The organism is Streptomyces cellostaticus, from assembly GCF_001513965.1.
Taxonomy (GTDB): domain Bacteria; phylum Actinomycetota; class Actinomycetes; order Streptomycetales; family Streptomycetaceae; genus Streptomyces; species Streptomyces cellostaticus.
Map to the genome: position 1 here is coordinate 25,933 of NZ_KQ948036.1, position 14,346 is coordinate 40,278.

Sequence of the window (14,346 nt, forward strand, 5' to 3'; positions counted from 1 at the left end):
CGTTCGGGATTTGAGTCGAATGTTTCGGCCCACCGGAATGCGGTGAACCAGTCGGCGGCATGCGGTGGGCCCCGCCTTTTCTCGTCGGGACCCTCTCCGAAGCAACTCCGAAAGTTTCGAAGGAGCGCATGATGGGCGACCCTGCACTGTCCCGCCGCGGCTTCCTGGCGGCCTCCGTCGCCGCCGGTCTCGGTGTGACCGCACTCAGCGGCTGTGGCGGCGACTCGGACGGAGGGTCGTCCTCGGGGACGACCACGATCGAGTGGTGGAACATCTCGACCACGGAGCCGACCAAGACCGTGTGGGCCTCTCTGGCCCAACAGTTCGAGGCCCAGAACCCCAAGGTCAAGGTGAAGATCGTCCAGCTGGAGAACGACGCCTACAAATCGAAGATGACCGCACTGACCGCCTCGGGGAAGCTGCCGGACATCTTCCACGCCTGGGGCGGCGGCGTGCTGAAGCAGCAGGTCGACGCGGGGCTGGTGGAGGACCTGACCGACCGCACCCAGCCGTGGGCCGACGGGCTGCTGTCCGTGTCGAAACAGCCCTACCTCCTGGACGGCAAGCTGTACGGCGTCCCGTTCGACATCGGCATGATCGGCTTCTGGTACAACAAGGCGCTCTTCAAGAAGGCCGGGATCAGCGCGCCCCCCGCCACCTGGAGCGGCTTCCTGGACGCCGTGAAGAAGCTGAAGTCCGCCGGGATCACCCCGATCGGCCTGGCCGGCAAGGAGAGCTGGACCGGCATGTACTACTGGGCGTATCTCGCGATGCGCACCGCGGGCGTCGACGCCCTGCAACAGGCCGACAAGAACAAGGACTTCACCGGCGACGGCTTCGTCCAGGCCGGGCAGCACCTGAAGGACCTCGTCGCACTCCAGCCCTTCCAGCGGGGTTTCCTCGGCGCCGCCTACTCCTCCCCGACCGGGCAGGCCGCGGCCGTCGGCAACGGCAAGGCGGCCATGGAACTCATGGGCCAGTGGGCGCCCGTCGTGGAGGCGGACGCCGGAAAGGGACTCGGCCGGGACCTCGGCTTCTTCCCGTTCCCCGCGGTGGAGGGCGGCGCCGGCAAGATCACCGAGGTGTTCGGCGGGGGCGGTGGCCACGCGCTGCGCAAGGGCGCACCGCAGGCGGCCGTGGACTTCCTGAAGTTCTTCGCCTCCGAGACCACCGACCGGGAGCTGGTGAAGAAGACCGGTGTCCTCCCGGTCGTACCGGGGGCCGACAGCGCCCTCACCGACGCCAACATCAAGGCCGTACAGGCCCAGCTGAAGGGCGCCACCGGCTTCCAGCTCTACCTCGACCAGGCGTACGCCCCTGCGCTCGGGCAGCAGGTCAATGACAGCGTGGCCGGGCTGATCGCCGGTTCCAAGTCCCCGCAGCAGGTCACGGACGCGATCACGAGGACCGCGAAGGAAGAGCAGTAGGGGGCACGATGACCTCCACCTTCCTGCCGGACAGGCGGAGCGGACCCGACGCCGGCCCGGTGCCTCCCGCGGCCGCCCGGCGGCCGCCGCGCCGGCGCACGCTGCACTGGCTCACCGCCGTCGGTCTCCAGCTGCCCGCCCTGGTCCTCTTCGGCGTCCTGGTCCTGCTGCCGATCCTGTTCGCGCTGTACGCGTCCTTCTTCCGCTGGGGCGGCTTCGGCATGCCCTCGAACTACACGGGCACCGACAACTTCAGCCGGCTCCTCCAGGACCCCGTGTTCCTCGGTGACTTGTGGCGCTGTCTGCTCCTGGTCGTGCTGTCGCTGGTGCTGCAACTGCCGTTCGCGCTCGCCATGGCGGTCCTGCTCAACCAGAAGGTGCGCGGCCGCGCGGTCTACCGGATGCTGTTCTTCGCGCCGTACGTGCTGTCGGAGGCCATCACCGGCGTGCTGTTCAGCATGGTCTTCGCCCCGGGCGAGGGCCTCGCCGACCACCTCCTGGGCGGCATCGGTCTCGACGGGCTCGGCGGGGAGTGGTTCTCCGGCACCTCCACCGTGCTGGCCACCCTCTTCCTCGTCATGACCTGGAAGTACTTCGGCTTCCACATGATGCTCTACCTGGCCGGCCTCCAGACCATCCCGGCCGAGCTGACCGAGGCGGCGATCGTCGACGGCGCCGGGCCCTGGCAGCGCTTCCGGCACGTCACCCTGCCGCTGCTCGCGCCCACGCTGCGGATCAGCGTCTTCCTGTCCGTCATCGGGTCGATCCAGCTCTTCGACCTGGTGTGGGTGGTCACCGCGGGCGGCCCCGACCACCACTCCGAGACGATGGCCGTGACCCTGTTCCAGTACGGCTTCAAGCGCTACCAGGTCGGCTACGCCAGCGCGATCAGCGTGGTCATGTTCGCCATCAGTCTCGTCTTCGCCCTCACCTACCAGCGGTTCGTCCTGCGCCGCGACCTCGAAGGTGCCACCACGACCATGAGGGGAGCGGGAGCATGAGCACGCGCGGAAAGGGCCGTACTCTCCCGTTGCACGTGGTGCTGGTGGCAGTGGGCGCGGCGATGGCCGTACCGCTGCTGTATGCGCTGCTGTCCGGCTTCAAGTCCACCGACCAGCTCTCCCGCAACCCGGTCGGGCTGCCCCACCCCTGGGTGTTCTCGAACTACACCGACATCCTGGCATCGGGATCCTTCTGGCGGCTGGTCGGCAACAGCACGCTCATCGCGGTGGGGACGACGGTCATCGTCGTCGCGGTCTCCGCGCTCGCCGCTTTCTCCTTCGCGCGGTTCGCCTTCCGGGGCCGGGAGGTGCTGTTCACGCTGTTCACGATGGGGCTGATGTTCCCCTTCGCGGTGGCCGCCCTGCCGCTGTTCCTGCTGCTGCGCTCGATGGGCCTGCTGGACAACCCGCTCGGTGTGATCCTGCCGCAGGCGGCCTTCGGGCTGCCGATGACGATCATCATCCTGCGCGGCTTCTTCCGGCAGATCCCCGGGGAACTGGAGGAGGCCGCCACCCTCGACGGCTGCGGTCCGCTCGGCTTCTTCTGGCGGGTCCTGCTGCCGATGGCGCGGCCCGCGCTCGGCACGGTCTCCGTGCTCGCCGTCGTCACCAGCTGGAACAACTTCTTCCTGCCGCTGCTGGTGTTCACCGACTCGACCTGGTGGACCATCCCCATCGGGGTCCAGCAGTTCCAGGGCCAGTACTCCACCGAGTACGCCCGCGTCTTCGCGTATCTCGTGCTCGCCATGGTCCCCGCCCTCGCCTTCTACTCGGTCGCCGAGCGCCAGCTCGTCGGCGGCCTCACCGCCGGCGCCACGAAGGGCTGAGCGCACCCGCACACCATTCGAGAGACAGGAGTCGCACCTTGCCCAGGCACAGCACGCGCCTCAGACTCGCCGGCGCCCTCGCGGCCGTCCTGGTGGCCGCCGGCCTCGCCACCGGTCCCGCCGCCCAGGCCCACGAACGGCAGCCGACGCTCGCCGATCTCGCCCGGCGTCACGGCCGCTACTTCGGCAGTGCCACCGACAACCCCGAGCTCACCGACAGCGCCTACACCCAGACCCTCGGCAGTGAGTTCGACATGATCACACCCGGCAACGGCATGAAGTGGTACGCCACCGAGCCGCAGCAGGGCGTCTTCGACTGGGCCAACGGCGACGAGATCGTGCGTCTGGCCCGGCAGAACCACCAGCGGGTGCGCGCCCACACCCTCGTCTGGCACAGCCAGCTGCCCGGCTGGCTCACCTCGAAGCAGTGGACGGCCGCCGAACTGCGGGCCGTGCTGAAGAAGCACATCACCACGGAGGTACGGCACTACCGGGGCAAGGTCTACTCCTGGGACGTCGTCAACGAGGCGTTCAACGAGGACGGCACCTACCGCGAGACCCTCTGGTACAAGACGCTCGGCCCCGGCTACATCGCCGACGCGCTGCGCTGGGCCCACCAGGCCGATCCGCACGCCCGGCTCTACCTCAACGACTACAACATCGAGGCCGTCGGCCCGAAGAGCGACTCCTACTACCGGCTGGCCAAGGAGCTCAAGGCCCAGGGCGTGCCGCTCGACGGCATCGGCCTCCAGGCCCATCTGGCCCTCCAGTACGGCTATCCCGCCACGCTGGAGGACAACCTCCGCCGCTTCTCCCGCCTCGGCCTCGACACCGCTCTCACCGAGGTCGACGTACGGATGCAACTGCCCGCGACCGACGACAAGCTCGCCGAGCAGGCGGCCTGGTACCGGGACCTCACCGGGGCCTGCCTCGCGGTGCGGCGCTGCGTGGGCCTGACGATCTGGGACTACACCGACAAGTACTCCTGGATCCCGGCCTTCTTCCCGGGCGAGGGCGCGGCCCTGCCCTGGGACGAGCAGCTGAGGCCGAAGCCCGCCTACTACGCGCTGAGGGAGGCGCTGCGGTAGCGCGCGGCTACGGGCCGTAGCCGGCCCCGGACACGCGTCGGGGCCGGTGCGCACCATGGGCGTGCGGCCGGCCCCTCAGATCACCGGGCGGTGCGGCGGACCGCCCGGGGTGTGATGGCTCAGGCGGCGGTCATCACGTGGTCCGCACCGGGCGGGCGGTGCGGGGCGATGACCCGGCCGTCGGGCAGAAGCTCACCGGTGTCCTCGAAGAGCAGGACGCCGTTGCACAGCAGACTCCATCCCTGCTCCGGGTGGTGCGCCACGAGACGGGCGGACTCCCGGTCGGCGGACTCGGCTGGCGGACACGGTGGCTGGTGCTGGCACATGGGTGGGATCTTTCGCTCTGTCGTGGTCATGAACGTCCCCCGTGGTGTTTGGTCGGTCGGAACCAGTGTTGTCCTCTGGGCGTCATTCCGCAGGGATTTCGCAGCACCGCTTCTCACAGGTTCATGACGCGTCACCCGGGCGGACGGTTCATTCCAACTGCACTGTCCCTTTGGGTGGTTCGAAGTGGCCGGATAGGGCTAGTCCGAGCGGAAGAGATCCTTTATTCGGCTCGTAAGAGCGGGTAATTGCTCGTACGAGCGCAACCCCTGGGGAACGGGAAAACAGCCGCAGGGAAAAACGGTCGTCCGGGAAAACAGGCGTACCCCGCCTCCCTCCGGGCAGCGGGGTACGCGGGCGTCGGTCAGGCAGGTGAGCCGAGCAGCGGGACGGGGGTCGCCCGATGGGTCAGTACCGGAAGCAGCTCGGCGACCCGGTGCGGCCGGTGGGCCGAGATGCCGGGCGGGGCCGGAGCCAGCGGGACGAGCAGGTCGGTGGCGGCCGGATGGCCCTCGGCGCCGTCGGCGGCGGTGTCGCCGTGCAGCCACAGGGTGAGCATGTACAGGCCGGGTACGGACAGCAGCCGCGGCTGGTACGCCTGCTGCAGCGCCTCGGACTGGTGCAGGGCGCGCTCCGTGGAGCCGATGTACGGGCCCTCGAAGAAGTGCGAGAAGGCCCACCCGTCCGGGGTCAGCATGGTGTCGGCCGCGGCCACCGCGCGGTCCCCGCAGCGGATCAGGAAGCGCCAGCCGGCCAGCCGCGTCGCGGACAGCCCCTGCGCGGTGATCCGGTCCAGCACGTGCACGGGAAGCGGGAGTTCGGGTATCGCGGGTCCCTGGGCGACGCGCAGGGACGGGGTTCGGGCCTCGCGGACCGCGGTGGGGGAACCGAGGGCCGTGAGGACGGAGCGCAGTGCGGGCGCGGGGGCAGGGGGCACGTGCAGCGGCATGGTGGGTCGCCTCTCGTTCGACAGGCGCGGCGGCGCGAGGAGGGTGGGGCGGACGACGCTGTCTGCTCACGGGGTGGCCAGAGAGGTGGGGGCCCGGGTCGGTGAACGAAAGTGCGGCGGAGGTCTGCCGCCCGTCACCTTGACGGCAGGAACGCGGCAGGAACCAAGACTGCGGGCGCCAACCTTCTGCCTTGTGAGCGAAGTTTATACGACACGTGTTCAGGCGGTGTTTCATCTATCGGATTCCGTTGACCCGGTCAAGGCGTCATTCGGCCGCTGATTCGCGGTAAAAATCCCGATTTCCCGTCCGGGTGGGCGCCGCTGACCTCGTAATACACCGCTGCCGCGGACGGCCGAATGTCGTCGGCGTTTTTCACGAGGCGCTCGGGGCATACGAACGTGCGTGATGCGGCTTGCCCCGTGAATGTGCCGCGGGGAACATTCCGACAGACTAGCGGGTGCCGGGCCCGCGCGGGACGTTATCGATCGCTTTCACTGGGCATCATCCCACCTGACCCGGGACCCCGGCGGCCGGATCTGCGGCCCGCCCATCCGAGGAGGGACACTTCGATGGGGGAGAAGGTCGTGGCAGGGCAGATCGATCTGTCCGATCGCCAGCGCTACCGCGAAAAGCTCCAGAAGTGCCTGGCGGGACTGGAGCGACTGCTGGTCGAGAAGCGTTTCGATCGCCCGAAGAACCTCATGGGGGTGGAGATCGAGCTGAATCTCGCCGGTCCCGACGGCATGCCGAAAATGCTGAACGGGCAGGTGCTGGAGCGCATCGCGAGCCGCGATTTCCAAACAGAACTCGCCATGTTCAATCTGGAAGTGAACATAGCCCCACACCGGCTCGGCGGCCGGGTATTCGACCGGCTCGCCGAAGAACTGCGCACCTCGCTGGCCTATGCCGACCGGAAAGCCGCCGAGGTGGCTGCCGGGATCGTGATGATCGGCATTCTGCCCACGCTCGGCCGCGATGACCTGGTCTCCGCCAACCTCTCCGAGGCGGACCGCTACACCCTGCTCAACGAGCAGATCGTGGCCGCCCGCGGGGAGGACTTCCGCCTCGACATCGAGGGGGTGGAGCACCTGGTCTGCACCTCGAAGTCGATCGCCCCCGAGGCCGCGTGCACCTCCGTGCAACTGCACCTCCAGGTCACCCCGGCCCGCTTCGCCGACGTGTGGAACGCGGCGCAGGTGGCGTGCGCCGCGCAGATCGCCGTCGGCGCCAACTCGCCCTTCCTGTTCGGGCACGAGCTGTGGCGCGAGTCCCGGCCGCCGCTGTTCCTGCAGGCCACCGACACCCGCCCGCCGGAACTCCAGGCCCAGGGAGTGCGGCCGCGCATCTGGTTCGGCGAGCGCTGGATCTCCTCCGCGTACGACCTGTTCGAGGAGAACGTGCGCTTCTTCCCGCCCCTGCTGCCGATCTGTGACGAGGAGGACCCGCTGGAGGTCCTCGATGCCGGCGGCATACCCAGGCTCGCCGAACTCGTCCTGCACAACGGCACGGTGTACCGCTGGAACCGGCCCGTCTACGACATCGCGGACGGCGTCCCGCACCTGCGCGTGGAGAACCGGGTGCTGCCGGCCGGGCCGACCATCACCGACGTGATCGCCAACGCGGCCTTCTACTACGGCCTGGTGCGTGCCCTCGCCGAGGAGGCGCGCCCGGTGTGGACCCGGCTGTCCTTCCGGGCGGCCGAGGCCAACTTCGACGCGGCCTGCCGGTACGGCATCGGCGCGCGGTTCGTCTGGCCGAGGCGGGGACGCTACGGCGGTACCGGTGAGGTCGACGCCGTCACCCTGGTCCGCGACGAGCTGCTGCCACTGGCCTCGGCGGGCCTGGACGCGTGGGGCGTGGAAGCCGCCGACCGGGACCTCTACCTGGGCGTCATCGAGGAGCGGTGCCGACGCCGGGTCAACGGCGCGTCCTGGCAGGCGGCCACCTTCCACCGGGCCCTGGAACAGGGGCTCGGCCGCGAGGCAGCCCTCGCCGCCACGACCCGACGCTACGCCGAGCTGATGCATGCGGGAGAGCCGGTGCACACGTGGCCGGTGGGGTTGCCCGAGCCGGTGCCACTGGGCTGAGGACGGTCGGTCCACCCGGGAAGCCCCGCCCGGGCAAGCGCTCCGAATGTCGATCCGGCATGCTGTGACCTCGCATGACCGGACCGACGGCAGGAGTGCACGTGGAGGCTGACCCGGTGGCCGATGCTCATCCGCGGGAGCGGTTCTCGCGGCGGATCTTCCGGGACGAGACACTGCTCGTTCTGGGGCTCTCGCTCGGGGCGAGCGGGGTGTCCGCGCTGATCAGCTTCGTCGGGTCGGTCACCAAACCCGGCGGGCTCAAGGACCAGGCGGCCACCCTCAACGCCTCGGCCGCGCCGGGCCGCCCCTGGCTCGACCTCGCCTGGCAGCTCTTCGGCATCGCCTCCGCGCTGGTCCCGGTGGCCCTGGTCGCCCATCTGCTGCTGCGCGAGGGCGGGAGTCTGCGGACGCTGGGCTTCGACCGCACCCGTCCCTGGCTCGACCTCGGCCGGGGCGCGGGGATCGCGGCCGTGATCGGCAGCACCGGAATCGCCTTCTACCTGGCAGCCCGCGGCCTCGGCTTCAACCTCACGGTGGTGCCCGAGGCCCTGCCCGGCGTGTGGTGGAAGTACCCCGTGCTGATCCTGTCCGCGCTGCAGAACGCGATTCTCGAAGAGGTCATCGTCGTCGGCTATCTGCTGCGCAGGCTGGGACAGTTGGACTGGACCCCGGGGACCGCACTGGTGGCCAGTGCGGTCCTGCGCGGCTCGTACCACCTCTACCAGGGCATCGGCGGCTTCATCGGCAACATGGTCATGGGCGTGGTCTTCGTCTGGCTCTACCGCCGATGGGGCCGGGTCGGCCCTCTGGTCGTCGCGCACTCCCTGCTCGACATCGGCGCGTTCGTCGGCTACGCCCTGCTCGCCGGCAAGGTGGGCTGGCTGCCGACGGCCTGAGGGCCGGCCTGCCCGCTCAGGCGAGGAGTTCGCCCTCGATGACCGTGACCGCGCGGCCGGTGAGCAGCGTGCGCTCGCCGCGCAGTCCGGTGCGGACCAGTCCGCTGCGGCGGGAGGCCTGCAGACCGGTGAGGTCGTCCCGGCCCAGGCGCGCCGACCAGTGAGGGGCGAGCGCGGTGTGGGCGCTGCCGGTGACCGGGTCCTCGTCGATGCCGACGTTCGGGAAGAAGCAGCGGGAGACGTAGTCGTAGCCGAGCGACGGGTCCTCGGCGCGGGCGGTGGCGATGATCCCGCGCGAGGAGTGGGCGCCGAGGGCCTTGTGGTCGGGGGTGAGCCCGAGCACCGTCTGCTCGTCGGCCAGCTCCACCAGCAGGTCGCCGACGTTCGGGCCCGTGTCGTACGCGACGACCGGTTCGGCACTCAGTGCCTTGCCGACCCCGGCCGGGATCTCGACCCGGGTGAGCGGTGCGGTCGGGAAGTCCAGGGTGATCGAGCCGTCGGCGCCGGGCGTGGCGACGAGCACACCGCTGCGGGTGGCGAACCGCACCGGCCCCTCGTGGGCACCGGTGGTGTGCAGGACATGGGCCGTGGCGAGTGTGGCGTGCCCGCACATCGCGACCTCGGTGACGGGCGTGAACCAGCGCAGCGCCCAGTCCGCCTCGCCGCCCTCGGGCAGGCGGTGCGCGAACGCCGTCTCGGCGTGGTTGACCTCCAGGGCGATGTTCTGGAGCCGGTCGTCGTCCGGGAAGGCGTCGTCCAGGAGCAGGACTCCGGCCGGGTTGCCGGCGAAGGGGCGGTCGGTGAAGGCGTCGACGATTCGGATGCGCATGGCGCCGACGCTAGGGCCGCGACGAGCCGCGGACCAAGGCCAATTCACGAGTCCTGGACCGATTTCCGGGCGGCGGCCCGACCGGCCGCGACCCACGGGACGAACTGGGCCACGCCGAACGCGGCCTCCACGACGAGGAACGGCCACAGCACCTGCGGACCGCCGTGCGTCAGCGCGTACGCCTGCCACGTGGCGAACAGCGTGCGGGCGACCGCGTCGAGCAGGCCGTGCAGCGGCAGCGGCCGGACGATGCGCAGCACGGCCCAGACGACCACGACCGAGCCCAGCAGGTTGGCGTACAGGGTCTGCATCGCATCGAGCGCGGGCAGTGTGCCGAGCCCGGTCGCATCCCCCGTCGCCGACAGCGCGCGGTTCACCAGCGTGTACGTCCACGGTGTCGCGAAACCGGCCGTGACGACGAGGTCGTACCAGGCACTCGCCCTGACGAGGCGCAGGTAGGCGGGGCGGGAAGGAGTGGAGGACAGCTGCACCGAAGGCTCCTGAGGTGGGTGGGGATCCGGCGCGGGTCACGCTAGACAGCGGAGTACGCTCCAAGGTCAAGTCCGGGCGGCAGTGGGGGAGTCATGCGCATCGGAGAGCTGGCCGCGCGAGCGGGACTGTCCAAGGACACGGTTCGTTTCTACGAGCGGATCGGGCTGATCGAGGGCCGGCGCCTGGCCAACGGCTACCGCGACTTCCCGCCCGAGACGGTGACCTGGCTGCACTACGTCCGCACCGCACAGACCCTCGGCTTCACGCTCGCGGAGATCGCCCGGCACGGCGCGGAGCTGCGCGACGCGCCCGACAACGCCGAGGCGCTGTCCGCGCTGCTCGCGGACAAGATCCGGATCATCGACGAGCGCATGGCCGACCTGGCCCGCCTGCGCGCCGACCTCGCCGCCCGCGTCGGCACCGGCTGCCCGCTGCGGGCGGCCGACGCGGCCGGCTGAGCGGCAGACGGCGGCAGACAGGCGTCCGTCCCCGGGAAGGGGCTTGCCGAAGGGGATTGTCATGCCGTCGGTGCCGATATATCGTTGAGTTATCGCGTAAGGAACGCGAGCGATTCGTGACAGATCAACGATGGAATGGAGTGATCGCGATGCGCACCCACGGATTCGAGCGTGGACATCGTGAGGGCGGCATGGGCCGGCACGGCCGGGGCGGCTTCGGTGGATTCGAGGGACGGCGGGCCGCCTTCGGGCCCTTCGGCCCGGGTGGTCCCGGTTTCGGGCCCGGCGGGCCCGGATTCGGGCCGGGGCCCTGGGGGCCCCGAGGGCGCGGAGGTCCGAGGGGGCGGGCGCGGCGCGGTGACGTGCGCGCCTCGATCCTGGCCCTGCTCAAGGACCGGCCGATGCACGGTTACGAGATGATCCAAGAGATCGCCGAGCGTAGCGGCGGCGCGTGGAAGCCGAGCCCCGGCTCGGTCTACCCCACCCTCCAGATGCTGGAGGACGAGGGCCTGATCACCAGCGAGAGCGAGGGCGGCAAGAAGCTCTTCTCCCTGACCGGGAGCGGCCGCAGCGCCGCCGAGGAGGGAGCGGACGCCCCCTGGGAGGAGGCGACGCGCGGCGTCGACTGGGAGGCCCTCGGCGAGATCCGCCAGGCGGGCTTCGGCCTGATGGAGGCCTTCGGGCAGGTCTGGAAGACCGGCACGAAGGAGCAGCGCGAGAAGGCGCTGGCCGTCGTCAACGACGCCCGCAAGAAGCTGTACCTCATCCTGGCCGACGAGCACTGAGCCGTACGGCGGCGAAGGCGCCCCGTGGAGTCCTCCGCGGGGCGCCTTTCCCGTCCCCGGGTTCAGCTCACCAGGCCGCCCAGCTTGCGCAGCGATTCGTTCAGGGCGGCCGTCGCCGAGTCCTTGAGCCTGCCCGCCATCAGCGACACCGCGGCCCCGGTGAACTCGCCGTCGATGCGGACCGTCGTCGCGTCACCGTCGGGGGTGAGCGTGTAGCGGGTGGCGACCGTCACCGCCATCGGGCCCTTGCCGCGGATGGCGAACACCCGGGCCGGTTCCAGCTCCTCGATGGTCCAGTCGACCTCCGCCGGGAAGCCCATCAGCTTCATGTTCTCCTGGAACGTCCCGCCTACCGCCAGGGTCTCGGGACCGCCCTTGGGGAAGCTCGTGTGGGTCGCGTTCCACTCGCCGTACGCCGGCCAGTCGGTGAGCTGCGACCACACCTTCTCGGCCGGCGCCTGGATGCGTGCCTCCGCGCTGACTTCGGCCATGCGACCACCCCTTCGTATCGGGCTACGGTGTCGCGGAACGTAGCCGCAGGGCCTCGAACATTCAATACTGATGAAGCGTCAGAAGGTGAGGCATACACCCGGTACGCAAGGAGGCGCGCGCCCTTCGGCTGGAATCGGCCTGATCTCCTCCGTAAGGATGAGATCCCGGCGGGTGATGTCCACTCTGTGTGGGACGCGCATCTGGTTCCCCTCGTGGATGACTCGGCACCTCGGGGCTGATGGGGTAGGGGGTGTGCAACGCCGTATAGCCCTCCAGCCCGCCCATGACCAGGGTGGCCTGCGCCCGGACGACGCTGCCGGACTCGGTGCCGAGCTGGCGGCGGTGGTCGCCGGTGCCCGCCGCAGGGCGGTGCGGGGCGGGGACCGGCAGATCGACACCGCCCATCTGCTCCACTCGCTCCTGGAGTCCGACCCCGAGGTCCGCGCCGCCGTCGGCGACGCCCCGCAGCTCGCCCGGCTGCTCGGCTACCTCGTGCAGCGCAGCATCGGCTACGGGCTGCGCTGGCAGAGCACGGTGGAGGACTCCGGCGCGATCGCCGTCGTGCCCGACCCCGCCCTGTACGGCGGTGAACCCAAGGACACCGGGGGCTGGTCGCCCGCCGCGGCCGCCGCCATGGAGGACGCCCGCCGGCGCGCCCGTGAGCGCGGCGAGACCCGTGCCCATGGCACCGACCTGCTCGCCGCGCTCGTGGTGGACCCGCAGTCCCGGGCCGTCGAGGTCCTCGAACGCGCCGGTGTCCCCGCCCACGGTCTGCGCGCCCGGATCGAGGCCCGCGCAGGGGAGCACGCCGACGACGGGGCAGCCTGCTGAGGCCGGGCGCCGGGCGACCGCGCCCGTCCATCCCCTGAGACAGGTGTCAATGGGGGTGACGCTCCTGTCGTCCCCTGTCATCATGTGCCGGTGCATACGTCTGAGAGCAGTCAGGGCAGCCACGGCAAGGGCGTCGGTCTCGGTCTCGCCCTCGCTTCGGCGCTGGCCTTCGGCGGGTCCGGAGTGGCCGCCAAACCGCTGATCGAGGCCGGACTCGACCCGCTCCACGTGGTGTGGCTGCGGGTCGCAGGCGCCGCCGTGGTCATGCTGCCGTTCGCCGTGCGGCACCGCGCCCTGCTGCGCCGCCGCCCCGCGCTGCTCGCCGGGTTCGGGCTGCTCGCCGTCGCCGGCGTCCAGGCCTGCTACTTCGCCGCGCTCTCGCGCATCCCGGTCGGCGTGGCGCTGCTCGTCGAGTACCTCGCGCCCGCGCTCGTGCTCGGCTGGGTGCGGTTCGTCCAGCGGCGGCCGGTGACGCGTGCGGCCGCGCTCGGCGTGGTGCTCGCGGCCGGGGGTCTTGCCTGCGTGGTGGAGGTGTGGGCGGGGCTGAGCTTCGACGCGCTCGGCCTGCTGTGCGCGCTCGGCGCCGCCGTCTGCCAGGTCGGCTACTTCGTCCTGGCCGACCAGGGCAGCGAGGCGGGTGACCAGGCACCGGACCCGCTCGGCGTCATCGCCTACGGCCTGCTCGTCGGCGCCGCCGTGCTCACCGCCGTGGCCCGCCCCTGGACCATGCACTGGTCGGTGCTGGCCGGCTCCGTGCACATGAACGGCACCGCCGTACCGGCCGTCGCCCTGCTGGCCTGGATCGTCCTCGTCGCCACGGTGATCGCGTACATCACCGGTGTGTCGTCCGTGCGGCGGCTGTCTCCGCAGGTCGCGGGGGTCGTCGCCTGTCTGGAGGCGGTCATCGCGACCGTCCTTGCCTGGGTGCTGCTCGGCGAGCACCTGTCCGCGCCGCAGATCCTCGGCGGCGCGGTCGTCCTCGTCGGCGCGTTCATCGCCCAGTCCTCGACGCCCGCCAAGGGCTCCGCCGAGCCGTTGGCCGGGGGCGGCGCGGACAGGGAGTCGTTCGCCAGGAGTACACCCGTCTGAGACGGCCGTCGCGCCGTTCTGCCCCTCCGCCCCCGGCAGCCCGAGGGGCCGGGTGGTGCCCCTACGTCACGGCGCCCTCAGGTAGTCCGGGAGTCCGATGCCGGGCGACAGGTCGGCGTTGGCAACGGGGGTGTCGTAGCCCTTGCGGAGCGGGACGACCCCGGCCCAGTGCGGCAGGGACAGGTCCTCGGGCTCGTCGTTCGCCCCGCCGGTGCGCACCTTGGCGGAGACCTCGTCGAGGTCGAGGCGGATGACCGCGGTGGCGGCCAGCTCCTTCTTGTTCGCGGGCCGGGAGTCGGCGGCCCGGCCCGGTACGACCTGGTCCACCAGGGCGTCCAGGGCCAGCCGCCGCTCCTCGGGGTCGGTGACCTGGTGGGCGACGCCGTGCACCACCACGGAGCGGTAGTTCATCGAGTGGTGGAAGGCGGAGCGGGCCAGCACCAGCCCGTCGACATGGGTGACCGTCAGGCACACCGCAAGGCCCGGGTCGCTCTCGCCGGTCATCCGCAGCGGGCGCGAGCCGGTGGACCCGTGGACGTAGAGCCGCTCGCCGACCCGGCCGTACAGCGTCGGCAGCACCACCGGGGCGCCGTCGCGGACGAAGCCGAGGTGGCAGACGTAGCCCTCGTCGAGTATCGCGTGCACCAGCTCCCGGTCGTACGAGGCACGGTCGGCGGACCGCGTGGGCACGGTGCGATCGGTCGGGGTGTAGGCGGCGGGCTGCGGCGGTGTCTCCCGGGTCCCCTGCATGGCGTTCTCCATTGCACTAG

Annotated in this window: 16 protein-coding genes; 10 read left to right on the top strand and 6 right to left on the bottom strand. The window is 70.8% G+C overall.

Annotated features, from left to right (window positions below; genetic code table 11):
* The first annotated feature begins 131 nt into the window (after positions 1 to 131).
* From AQI88_RS31470 to AQI88_RS31485, 4 genes are read left to right on the top strand one after another with little or no spacing between them, the layout of a single operon-like run.
* Complete coding sequence (locus tag AQI88_RS31470; RefSeq protein ID WP_067005853.1) at positions 132 to 1,427, top strand: extracellular solute-binding protein; 1,296 nt, start codon at positions 132 to 134, stop codon at positions 1,425 to 1,427.
* Between the two features lie 8 nt (positions 1,428 to 1,435).
* Positions 1,436 to 2,428, top strand: coding sequence for a carbohydrate ABC transporter permease (locus tag AQI88_RS31475; protein ID WP_067005646.1), 993 nt, complete (start codon positions 1,436 to 1,438; stop codon positions 2,426 to 2,428).
* On the top strand, positions 2,425 to 3,255 hold the full coding sequence (locus tag AQI88_RS31480) for a carbohydrate ABC transporter permease (RefSeq protein ID WP_067005648.1): 831 nt from the start codon (positions 2,425 to 2,427) through the stop codon (positions 3,253 to 3,255). The genes AQI88_RS31475 and AQI88_RS31480 overlap by 4 nt, the downstream gene beginning before the upstream one ends.
* A 38-nt stretch (positions 3,256 to 3,293) precedes the next feature.
* Complete coding sequence (locus tag AQI88_RS31485; RefSeq protein WP_067005651.1) at positions 3,294 to 4,343, top strand: endo-1,4-beta-xylanase; 1,050 nt, start codon at positions 3,294 to 3,296, stop codon at positions 4,341 to 4,343.
* 119 nt (positions 4,344 to 4,462) lie between these two features.
* Here the strand turns inward: AQI88_RS31485 and AQI88_RS31490 are convergent, their stop codons facing one another.
* Together AQI88_RS31490 and AQI88_RS31495 are read right to left on the bottom strand one after the other, a co-directional pair.
* Positions 4,463 to 4,669 (bottom strand): DUF5999 family protein, encoded by a 207-nt coding sequence (locus tag AQI88_RS31490; protein ID WP_067005653.1) that lies wholly within the window; start codon positions 4,667 to 4,669, stop codon positions 4,463 to 4,465.
* Positions 4,670 to 5,031: 362 nt separating this feature from the next.
* Positions 5,032 to 5,616, bottom strand: a complete 585-nt coding sequence (locus tag AQI88_RS31495; RefSeq protein ID WP_067005656.1) for a hypothetical protein — start codon at positions 5,614 to 5,616, stop codon at positions 5,032 to 5,034.
* A 570-nt stretch (positions 5,617 to 6,186) separates the two neighbouring features.
* Here AQI88_RS31495 and AQI88_RS31500 point away from each other — a divergent pair.
* A complete protein-coding gene (locus AQI88_RS31500) occupies positions 6,187 to 7,704 on the top strand; it encodes a glutamate-cysteine ligase family protein (protein ID WP_067005658.1) in 1,518 nt (505 codons plus the stop codon).
* Positions 7,705 to 7,799: 95 nt separating this feature from the next.
* Positions 7,800 to 8,600 (top strand): CPBP family intramembrane glutamic endopeptidase, encoded by an 801-nt coding sequence (locus AQI88_RS31505; RefSeq protein WP_067005660.1) that lies wholly within the window; start codon positions 7,800 to 7,802, stop codon positions 8,598 to 8,600.
* A 16-nt stretch (positions 8,601 to 8,616) separates the two neighbouring features.
* Here the strand turns inward: AQI88_RS31505 and AQI88_RS31510 are convergent, their stop codons facing one another.
* Both AQI88_RS31510 and AQI88_RS31515 read right to left on the bottom strand, forming a co-directional pair.
* Positions 8,617 to 9,429 carry a PhzF family phenazine biosynthesis protein gene (locus tag AQI88_RS31510; protein ID WP_067005662.1) on the bottom strand — a complete coding sequence of 271 codons (813 nt, stop codon included), beginning with the start codon at positions 9,427 to 9,429 and terminating at the stop codon, positions 8,617 to 8,619.
* A gap of 44 nt (positions 9,430 to 9,473) precedes the next feature.
* Entirely contained in the window at positions 9,474 to 9,920 is a 447-nt protein-coding gene (locus AQI88_RS31515) for a hypothetical protein (RefSeq protein ID WP_067005664.1), read from the bottom strand.
* A 93-nt stretch (positions 9,921 to 10,013) separates the two neighbouring features.
* Between AQI88_RS31515 and AQI88_RS31520 the strand changes: the two genes are divergently transcribed.
* Together AQI88_RS31520 and AQI88_RS31525 are read left to right on the top strand one after the other, a co-directional pair.
* Positions 10,014 to 10,379 (top strand): MerR family transcriptional regulator, encoded by a 366-nt coding sequence (locus AQI88_RS31520; RefSeq protein WP_067005666.1) that lies wholly within the window; start codon positions 10,014 to 10,016, stop codon positions 10,377 to 10,379.
* A gap of 149 nt (positions 10,380 to 10,528) precedes the next feature.
* Positions 10,529 to 11,164 (top strand): PadR family transcriptional regulator, encoded by a 636-nt coding sequence (locus AQI88_RS31525; RefSeq protein WP_079057941.1) that lies wholly within the window; start codon positions 10,529 to 10,531, stop codon positions 11,162 to 11,164.
* A 62-nt stretch (positions 11,165 to 11,226) separates the two neighbouring features.
* On the opposite strand, the gene AQI88_RS31530 is transcribed toward AQI88_RS31525, so the two are convergent.
* Positions 11,227 to 11,655: a type II toxin-antitoxin system Rv0910 family toxin gene (locus AQI88_RS31530; RefSeq protein ID WP_067005671.1), complete on the bottom strand. Its 429-nt coding sequence runs from the start codon at positions 11,653 to 11,655 to the stop codon at positions 11,227 to 11,229.
* Positions 11,656 to 11,908: 253 nt separating this feature from the next.
* On the opposite strand from AQI88_RS31530, the gene AQI88_RS31535 reads away from it, so the two are divergent.
* Both AQI88_RS31535 and AQI88_RS31540 read left to right on the top strand, forming a co-directional pair.
* Positions 11,909 to 12,487, top strand: a complete 579-nt coding sequence (locus tag AQI88_RS31535; protein ID WP_244184421.1) for a Clp protease N-terminal domain-containing protein — start codon at positions 11,909 to 11,911, stop codon at positions 12,485 to 12,487.
* An 84-nt stretch (positions 12,488 to 12,571) separates the two neighbouring features.
* Positions 12,572 to 13,576, top strand: coding sequence for an EamA family transporter (locus AQI88_RS31540; protein WP_067005673.1), 1,005 nt, complete (start codon positions 12,572 to 12,574; stop codon positions 13,574 to 13,576).
* A gap of 66 nt (positions 13,577 to 13,642) precedes the next feature.
* On the opposite strand, the gene AQI88_RS31545 is transcribed toward AQI88_RS31540, so the two are convergent.
* Positions 13,643 to 14,326 (bottom strand): pyridoxamine 5'-phosphate oxidase family protein, encoded by a 684-nt coding sequence (locus AQI88_RS31545; protein WP_067005675.1) that lies wholly within the window; start codon positions 14,324 to 14,326, stop codon positions 13,643 to 13,645.
* Between the last annotated feature and the right edge of the window lie 20 nt (positions 14,327 to 14,346).

Bases quoted from the DNA above. Each gene is read 5' to 3' on its own strand.
- AQI88_RS31545 (WP_067005675.1), bottom strand. From the start codon at position 14,326: ATGCAGGGGACCCGGGAGACACCGCCGCAGCCCGCCGCCTACACCCCG.
- AQI88_RS31490 (WP_067005653.1), bottom strand. From the start codon at position 4,669: ATGTGCCAGCACCAGCCACCGTGTCCGCCAGCCGAGTCCGCCGACCGG.
- AQI88_RS31520 (WP_067005666.1), top strand. From the start codon at position 10,014: ATGCGCATCGGAGAGCTGGCCGCGCGAGCGGGACTGTCCAAGGACACG.
- AQI88_RS31470 (WP_067005853.1), top strand. From the start codon at position 132: ATGGGCGACCCTGCACTGTCCCGCCGCGGCTTCCTGGCGGCCTCCGTC.
- AQI88_RS31510 (WP_067005662.1), bottom strand. From the start codon at position 9,429: ATGCGCATCCGAATCGTCGACGCCTTCACCGACCGCCCCTTCGCCGGC.
- AQI88_RS31480 (WP_067005648.1), top strand. From the start codon at position 2,425: ATGAGCACGCGCGGAAAGGGCCGTACTCTCCCGTTGCACGTGGTGCTG.
- AQI88_RS31525 (WP_079057941.1), top strand. From the start codon at position 10,529: ATGCGCACCCACGGATTCGAGCGTGGACATCGTGAGGGCGGCATGGGC.
- AQI88_RS31495 (WP_067005656.1), bottom strand. From the start codon at position 5,616: ATGCCGCTGCACGTGCCCCCTGCCCCCGCGCCCGCACTGCGCTCCGTC.
- AQI88_RS31530 (WP_067005671.1), bottom strand. From the start codon at position 11,655: ATGGCCGAAGTCAGCGCGGAGGCACGCATCCAGGCGCCGGCCGAGAAG.
- AQI88_RS31500 (WP_067005658.1), top strand. From the start codon at position 6,187: ATGGGGGAGAAGGTCGTGGCAGGGCAGATCGATCTGTCCGATCGCCAG.
- AQI88_RS31475 (WP_067005646.1), top strand. From the start codon at position 1,436: ATGACCTCCACCTTCCTGCCGGACAGGCGGAGCGGACCCGACGCCGGC.